The following is a 7,750-nucleotide window of genomic DNA, read 5'->3' as shown; positions in this document are numbered from 1 at the left end:
GCTCTTCTCTTGGTGGTGTTAGCTCTTGGACGTTATCTTCATTAAAGTCATCGGCGTAACCTTTAGGTGGCGGTGTCCAACCACGTTCTGACCGCGATAGTTTGTCATGACGATCTTTTTGCATCTCTTCCGCCATTTTCTCCTCTAACTGAATAAACAGTTGTCGGAAATTGTTGTCATAGCGTTCACCTTCAGAATCATCTTCCCAAGCTTTGTAGAGTATTTCTGACTTACGTGCTTCAACACGCTTATATGTCGCCTTCTGCTGTTCAACAAAGAAGGGGTGAATGCCAAGGGCTTTCATTGTGTGACCGCCCATCTCCAATGCAGAATGGTAGGTCTCTGATTCAATAATATCAGCCCCCGCTTGACGCAAAAGATAGCCATGTCCACGGTCAAAGGCACGTGCAATCACTGTTACTTTTGGGTACGTGTGCTTAACGTACTTCACCAGTTCTACACTCGATTCTTGGTTATCAATCGCCACAACCAACGCAGCGGCGTGCTCAATGCCGGCTGTATGTAGCATATCTGGTCGAGTCGCGTCGCCAAAATAGGCGCGAGTGCCAATCTGGCGCATGTTATCGACTTGGTCAGATTGATGGTCAAGTACCACGGTAGTCACGCCGTTTGATACCAATAGGCGATTCACTATTTGTCCAAAGCGGCCGATGCCGGCGATGATCACCGTGCCTGTTTCCTCAATCGTATCGCTTTCGCGTTCATTTGACTGGCTTTCAAAGCGCGGCAGAATCACTCTATCAAACAGAATAAACAAACCTGGTGTCAGGAACATCGAAATCGCAACCACTAACGCAAGAGTTTGTGAAAGTTCAAATGGGATGACGTGGTTTTGCACTGAAAAGCTTAGAAGCACAAAGCCGAATTCACCTGCTTGAGCCAAGCTTAGGGTAAACAGCCAGCGGTTGCTGCCTTTCACCCTAAATATCAGTGCAAGAATAAACAGCACCAAGGCTTTCAAAACCATCACGCCAATGGTCAATGCCATGACCAACCAGAAATCACCAAAAAGGACCGAGAAGTTGATCCCTGCGCCAACGGTAATAAAGAACAGACCTAACAATAGGCCTTTAAATGGTTCGATATTGGATTCTAACTCGTGGCGGAATTCACTGTTCGCCAATACAACGCCAGCCAAGAAGGTTCCTAAGGCAGGAGATAAGCCCACTAAACTCATCAGTGCAGCGATACCAATGACCAGCATGAGTGCAGTTGCGGTAAAGATTTCTCGCAAACCAGAGCTAGCCACATAATTGAGCAGAGGTCGACTTAAAAAGTGTCCACCAACGACTACGATTGCAATCGATGCTGTGATTACGATGCCGTATGCCCAGCCGGGCAACCCCGCAACGAGGCTTAATTCTTCATGGTGCGCTGCGGCTGTTTGAGCCGCGGACTGTGCCTGTTCAATTAATTCAGGTAAGGCCAATAGAGGAATGAACGCCAACATTGGTATCACTGCAATATCTTGAAAAAGCAACACGGAGAAAGCGTTTTGTCCACCTTCCGTCTTCGTTAATCCTTTTTCGCTAAAAGTTTGCAAAACAATCGCAGTAGAAGAGAGGGCGAAGATCAAACCTATGGCTAAGGCTATGGTCCAAGGCTGGTCAAAATACAAGGCAATACCCATAATCGCCGCGACGGTACCGCCGACTTGCAGACCTCCTAAGCCCATTAAGCGATTGCGCATCGCCCACAACATTTTGGGTTCGAGCTCTAAGCCAACGAGAAACAGCATCATCACCACGCCAAACTCGGCAAAGTGCTGGATTGTTGTTGTTTCTTCACCGACTAAACCGATAATTGGGCCAATGACCACACCTGCGATGAGATAGCCTAAAACGGACCCAAGTCCCAAACGCTTAGCAAGTGGGACTGCAATTACAGCAGCAATCAAATATACGAAGGCTTGTAAGAATATCCCTGTCATGAAGCCTCCTTAATGAGCTCTGGCAATGCGCTGTTAAGCTTGATTAATGACGCCGCAGCTTCAACATCCAACCTATCTTCGACTAAAGCTGTTAGCAGGCTCTTGTACCGCTCAACATGACGAGGGATTCGCCCTTCTTCATCTGCTGTACGTGCGCCAAACATCGCGAGAGGGGCAATGTAGTTCATGCCTGTCAGTGCGGACATTTGTTCAATAGGCGCAAGCAGTTGACGAATCGTAAAGTGGTTGTAGCCCTCTGCCTTATAAGCTTCTTCTTTACCCCCTGCAGACAGCACACAAAGCATGGTCTTACCTTGCAGTGCTGTGCCATCTGTACCGTAAGCAAAGCCATATTCCAAAACCAGATCTTGCCACTCTTTTAAAATCGCAGGCGTTGAATACCAATATAGTGGGAATTGGAAAATCACCACGTCATGCTCACGTAAGCGTTGCTGCTCACGGTCGATATTAATATCGAAACGAGGGTATTCGCCATAGAGATCAACACATGTCACGCCTTCAATTTTTTGAGCTTCTTTGAAAAGTGGAGTATTCACTTCTGAACGATGCTGGGAAGGATGAGCAAAGAGAATGAGTACTTTTTTATTTGCCATAGGGATCCTTGCTATCTAAATAACCATGCCCAGTAGGAGCGCGGGTTGGTTAGAAAATGTAACTCATAAATGATCGCCAAGCTAGTTTGGAAAACTGTTTAAGCTGTTTCAATATCAATAAAAAACCACCAAATAAATTGGTGGTTTTGGGAAGCGTTACGTTTTACTAATCATGAATAGGGACGACTAGAATATCCACCGGTGACTTGTTAATTAAGTGTCTGGAGTAAGAAATAATCTTGCTCCAGAAATCTTGGTGGTGACCACAAATCAGAAGATCCACTTCTTGCTCTTTAATGGTGACCTCTAATTTATCAGCCAAGTCGCCAGTACCTACGAAGAAATGTTTAAGTGGGTAATCCATGTAATCACTAAATGTTTTTAAACATTCCATTGAATGCTCATTCAACGGCCTTTGATCCGGGTTTTCTTTAATGTCTACAAGCTCACGATAGATTTCTCCGTGCGTACCATCAATATGAATAAAGGAGATATCGGAGTCGAGATAGTTTGCCATTGATACCGCTCTGTCGATAAGCACGGTGCTTTCATCTGACAGTTCGAGTGCAACAAGGATATGTTTGTATTTCATAACCACGCCCTTATGTGGATTATCTTTACCCTAAGCATAGTATGGCTTGGATAAAAATTGTGTTGCTAAGATCTCGAAATTGTTCAAAGACTTGTTAAAAAGTTAATGTGATATAACAACTTACTGTGAAACTTTCTTTTTGTTCTCATTTGGCTAGAAAGCTTGCTTTTTGAACAAAAAAGCGGCTACACTCTGCGCATCATTTCTCTAGGAGATTACGCCAACATGAAGAACTAAACCTGTCATCCATATTTTTACTTATTTTTTGGATCTGCAGGGTTAGTAGGCGTAGCTCACTTTCCGATATTTCTTTGCAACAAGACGACTTTTTGATTTGACGTATATCGTCGAGCTTTACATAGAGCTTAATGCGTTTGTGCACGCGTTTTGTTGCAATCTCAAATCATAGCTACGGCTGTTGTCCCTGTCATACAGGAGGCAAATTATGCCAGTTTTACAAGCTTTTAATGTTAGCCATCAGTTTGATAATGGCGATACGCTATTCCAGTCTATTTCTTGTTCCATGACTAAACGACGTGTTGGTTTGGTTGGGCGCAATGGCATCGGCAAGTCGCTTTTGGCTTCCATTTTGGCGGGCGAAACTCAGCCTGCCAGCGGTGTTGTGAATGCTCCCTCTTCTTTCATGATGTATCGCCAGCAGCCGTCTGATCTGCTTTCAGGTCAGCAATCGATCGCCCAGTTTCTGGGCAAAGATGCGGTCTTGCATGCTTTAAAGCAGATTGAACAAGGTGATGTTTCTGAACATTGGTTCGAACTGGTTGGTGAGCAGTGGGATATTGAATTAAAACTCAAACAGCAGCTCGCTGCGATGGGATTACCGCAAGACCCTGATTTCTCTTGTGCTCGGCTCAGTGGTGGTCAGTTGGCACGTTTGCAGCTATGGCAGTTGTTTGAAAACGAAACGGAGCTTTTGATTCTCGATGAACCATCCAATCACCTCGATACCCAGGCGAAACAATGGCTGATAGAGTCTATGACGCATTTCAGCGGCGCGATTTTACTCATCAGTCACGATCGTGAGCTGCTGCGAGAGATGGAGGAAATTTGGGAACTCTCGGGCCTAGGCTTACAAGTTTTTGGTGGAAATTACGATGTGTACGCCGAGAAAAAACGCACTGAACTGCAAGCGATCGAGAGGCAGTTAGCGCAAGTCGATAAACAGAAAAAACGGTTAGCCGAGCAAGCCCAGAAAAATCGCGAAAAAGCAGACCAACGCGCCGCGCAAGGGAACAAACTGCGCAAAGACGGCAGCCAGCCCAAAATTTTGCTTGATGGAAAAAAGGATAGTGCGACCGCCAGCGCCTCAAATCGCAATAAGAATGAGCAACTCAGACAAGCGCATTTACAAGCCAAAGAACAGGCGTTGCAATTGCGACATGAGCAACTCAAGGCGCAAAATCTTTATCTTACAGATAATCCGAACCGTTCGCGAAAAGTATTGTCGATACAAGAAGGTATATTACCTTTTGGGAATTCTACACCTATCACGTTGCAGATTTTTGCGAACGACAAAGTCCATCTCAAAGGGAAAAATGGCTGCGGAAAATCAACCTTGTTAAAGACGTTGCTTGGCGAGTTATCGTTGCAGAGTGGTGAGCTGAAAGTGAATACGCCTTTGTATTATCTCGACCAACATTTTGGTGCAGTGAATCCAAATCTTTCGTTACTTGAGAACGTAATGGAGAGCTGCCAAGAGATGACGGAAAGTGAAGCGAGGACCTTATTGGCCGGGATCGGTTTTCGTCGACATGCAGTGTTTCGATTGGGGCGCCTACTGAGCGGTGGCGAGAAGATGAAGCTCGCGATGCTGATAGTCAGCCACCAAAATTCTCAGCCTTTGCTGCTGCTTGATGAACCAGATAACCATCTCGACCTCGAGTCAAAAATAATGCTTAGTCAGGCGTTAAATACATACAAAGGTGGATTTGTTCTGATCAGTCACGACCAAGATTTCGCTTCTGAGTCTGGGGTTTTGCGCCAAATCGAGCTGACTTAGACGAAAGAGAGTAAACGCCATCGTAGCTCTTCAGTGTTGTTCCCAAGTTCTACACTTCCACTTACTGGTTTGTAGAACTGGCAGGAAATGAGGGAGTTAGGATGGCTTTCACAACTCGTTTAATGAAATTAGATTCATTTTGTCGATATATAGTAGAGTTCTGATGTATTGCACAAAAAGACAACAGAAAAATAAAAAGGAATTTCATGAAAAAGAACACCCTAGCACTCGCAACGGCTCTCGCACTCGGAAGTGTGTTGTCTGTGGCGCATGCAAATGAAGCGGCGCAGTCGTCGGTTGAACAGGTAACCCTGAAAGCCATCACGTACCCAACCACACAAAAAGTGAATGTTGTCGATGACTACTTTGGTACAAAAGTGAGTGATCCGTATCGTTGGTTGGAAGACGATCTCAGCCCAGAAACCGCAGAATGGGTGAAGGCACAAAATGCAGTGACGTTTGATTATCTGTCGAAAATCCCTTACCGCGAGCAGATTGAAGAGCGCATCACTAAGCTCATGGACTACGAAAAGCAAAGCCAACCGTTCAAAGAGGGTAAGTTCACTTATTTCTATAAAAATGACGGGTTACAAAACCAAGATGTGCTTTATCGGCAGTTAGGTGATGGTGAAGCAGAAATTTTCCTCGATCCAAATACTTTTAGTGAGGATGGCACCACATCGTTAGCGGGAGTGAGCTTTTCACGAGACGGTTCTTTGGTCGCATACAGCATTTCGGAAGGCGGTAGCGATTGGCGCAAAGTCATTGTGTTAGACACAGAAACCAAAAAGCCCGTCGGTGAAACGCTGGTGGATATTAAGTTCAGCGGCATCAGTTGGCTCGGCAATCAAGGTTTCTATTACTCAAGTTATGACAAGCCACAGGGGAGTGAACTTTCCGCGAAGACAGATCAACACAAGCTCTACTTTCATAAACTTGGAACGAAGCAAAGTGAAGACCAGCTGATTTTCGGCGGCTTTGAGGAAGAGAAATACCGTTATGTTGGCGGCTATACGTCGGATGATGAACGCTACTTGTTTATCTCAGCCAGCGTATCGACATCGGGTAACAAACTGTTCTTTAAAGATCTGAGTAAGCCAAACAGCCCGCTTAAAACCATTTTAGATAACACCAGTTCTGATACTTGGGTGATAGATAACCAAGGCACGAAGCTGTACTTGGTTACGAACCTTAACGCGCCGAACAAACGCGTCGTGACGGTGGATGCGAGTCAGCCGCAGCCCAAAAACTGGAAAGATTTGATCCCTGAAACAAAGAATGTGTTACGCGTTTCTACCGCGGGTGGCAATTTGTTTGCGAGTTATATTGTTGATGCGATCTCGATGGTGAAGCAATACGACATGAACGGCAAACTCATCCGAGAAATCAAATTGCCTGATATTGGCAGCGCATACGGTTTCTCGGGTAAAAAAGATGAAACCGAAGTCTACTATTCTTTCACCAATTACAAGATGCCCAGCACTACGTATCGTCTGAACATCAAAGATGGTGATAGCGAGGTGTACTACAAATCTAAAGCGCCATTTGATCCAGCTTTGTATGACTCTCGCCAGGTGTTTTACACCTCAAAAGACGGAACAAAAGTGCCGATGATCATCACCTATAAAAAAGGGACACCGATGGACGGCAGTGCACCAACCATCCTATATGGTTATGGTGGTTTCAACATCAGCCTCACACCATCTTTTAACCCGACACGTGCGGCTTGGTTGGAGCTTGGTGGTGTCTACGCGGTAGCGAACATTCGTGGCGGTGGGGAGTATGGTAAAGAGTGGCACAACGCTGGCATTCAAATGCAAAAGCAAAATGTGTTTGATGACTTTATTGCTGCGGCTGAATTCCTAATTGATGAAGAGGTAACGTCATCAAACAAGTTAGCCATTAACGGTGGTTCGAATGGTGGCTTGTTAGTAGGGGCCGTTATGACGCAACGTCCAGAGCTGTTTAAAGTGGCGCTGCCAGCAGTCGGCGTATTGGATATGCTGCGTTACCATACTTTTACCGCAGGTGCTGGTTGGGCGTATGACTACGGCACGGCAGAGCAAAGTAAAGAGATGTTCCAATATCTGAAAAGTTATTCGCCGGTGCACAATGTAAAAGCAGGGGTGGAATACCCAGCAACATTGATTACAACCGGTGATCATGATGACCGTGTTGTTCCTGCTCACTCATACAAATTTGCAGCTGAGTTGCAATCGAAGCAAGCGGGTTCAAATCCGATCTTAATTCGCATCGAAACCAATGCAGGACATGGTGCAGGCACACCAACGCGTAAAATAATTGAGACAAATGCAGATATTTATAGTTTTGCACTGTTCAATATGGGAATAGAGAAACTGCAATAGTGCGAATTGTTTGCGTTTTAGTTATCGAAACGCATCGGCGCTTTATCGCTCGATAATAAAAGGGAATCACAGAGAGTGACTCCCTTTTTATTTATTATAGGCCTACTATTCTAATCTGATGCTAGGCTAATCAAACTAAGGTTTTTTAAATTATTATAATGTTCTAATTAATCTGAAGAGTGTTGTACGATCGAAATGAAACATTGATCG

General features: G+C 45.0%; 5 protein-coding genes. 2 read left to right on the top strand and 3 right to left on the bottom strand.

The genetic code is table 11. The annotated features are described in order from the left end of the window. The 3 genes from CAG68_RS21745 to CAG68_RS21735 all read right to left on the bottom strand — a co-directional run. A partial coding sequence (locus tag CAG68_RS21745) for a monovalent cation:proton antiporter-2 (CPA2) family protein (protein WP_161441648.1) occupies window positions 1–1,951 on the bottom strand: 1,951 nt, incomplete at its 3' end. After that, window positions 1,948–2,565, bottom strand: coding sequence for an NAD(P)H-dependent oxidoreductase (locus CAG68_RS21740; RefSeq protein WP_005375391.1), 618 nt, complete (start codon window positions 2,563–2,565; stop codon window positions 1,948–1,950). The genes CAG68_RS21740 and CAG68_RS21745, both read right to left, overlap by 4 nt. A gap of 166 nt (window positions 2,566–2,731) precedes the next feature. Next, window positions 2,732–3,157, bottom strand: a complete 426-nt coding sequence (locus tag CAG68_RS21735; RefSeq protein ID WP_005375398.1) for a universal stress protein — start codon at window positions 3,155–3,157, stop codon at window positions 2,732–2,734. A 445-nt stretch (window positions 3,158–3,602) separates the two neighbouring features. On the opposite strand from CAG68_RS21735, the gene CAG68_RS21730 reads away from it, so the two are divergent. Together CAG68_RS21730 and CAG68_RS21725 are read left to right on the top strand one after the other, a co-directional pair. Continuing rightward, window positions 3,603–5,174 (top strand): ATP-binding cassette domain-containing protein, encoded by a 1,572-nt coding sequence (locus CAG68_RS21730; protein ID WP_086047269.1) that lies wholly within the window; start codon window positions 3,603–3,605, stop codon window positions 5,172–5,174. A gap of 206 nt (window positions 5,175–5,380) precedes the next feature. Then, window positions 5,381–7,540: a prolyl oligopeptidase family serine peptidase gene (locus tag CAG68_RS21725; RefSeq protein ID WP_086047270.1), complete on the top strand. Its 2,160-nt coding sequence runs from the start codon at window positions 5,381–5,383 to the stop codon at window positions 7,538–7,540. Window positions 7,541–7,750 lie beyond the last annotated feature (210 nt).

It is taken from the genome of Vibrio sp. V42_P2S4T144 (assembly GCF_009904715.1).
In the GTDB taxonomy this organism is placed as follows: Bacteria; Pseudomonadota; Gammaproteobacteria; order Enterobacterales; family Vibrionaceae; genus Vibrio; species Vibrio alginolyticus.
The sequence above is the reverse complement of the archived record's forward strand: the minus strand, read 5'-3'. Positions and strand labels throughout refer to the sequence as shown.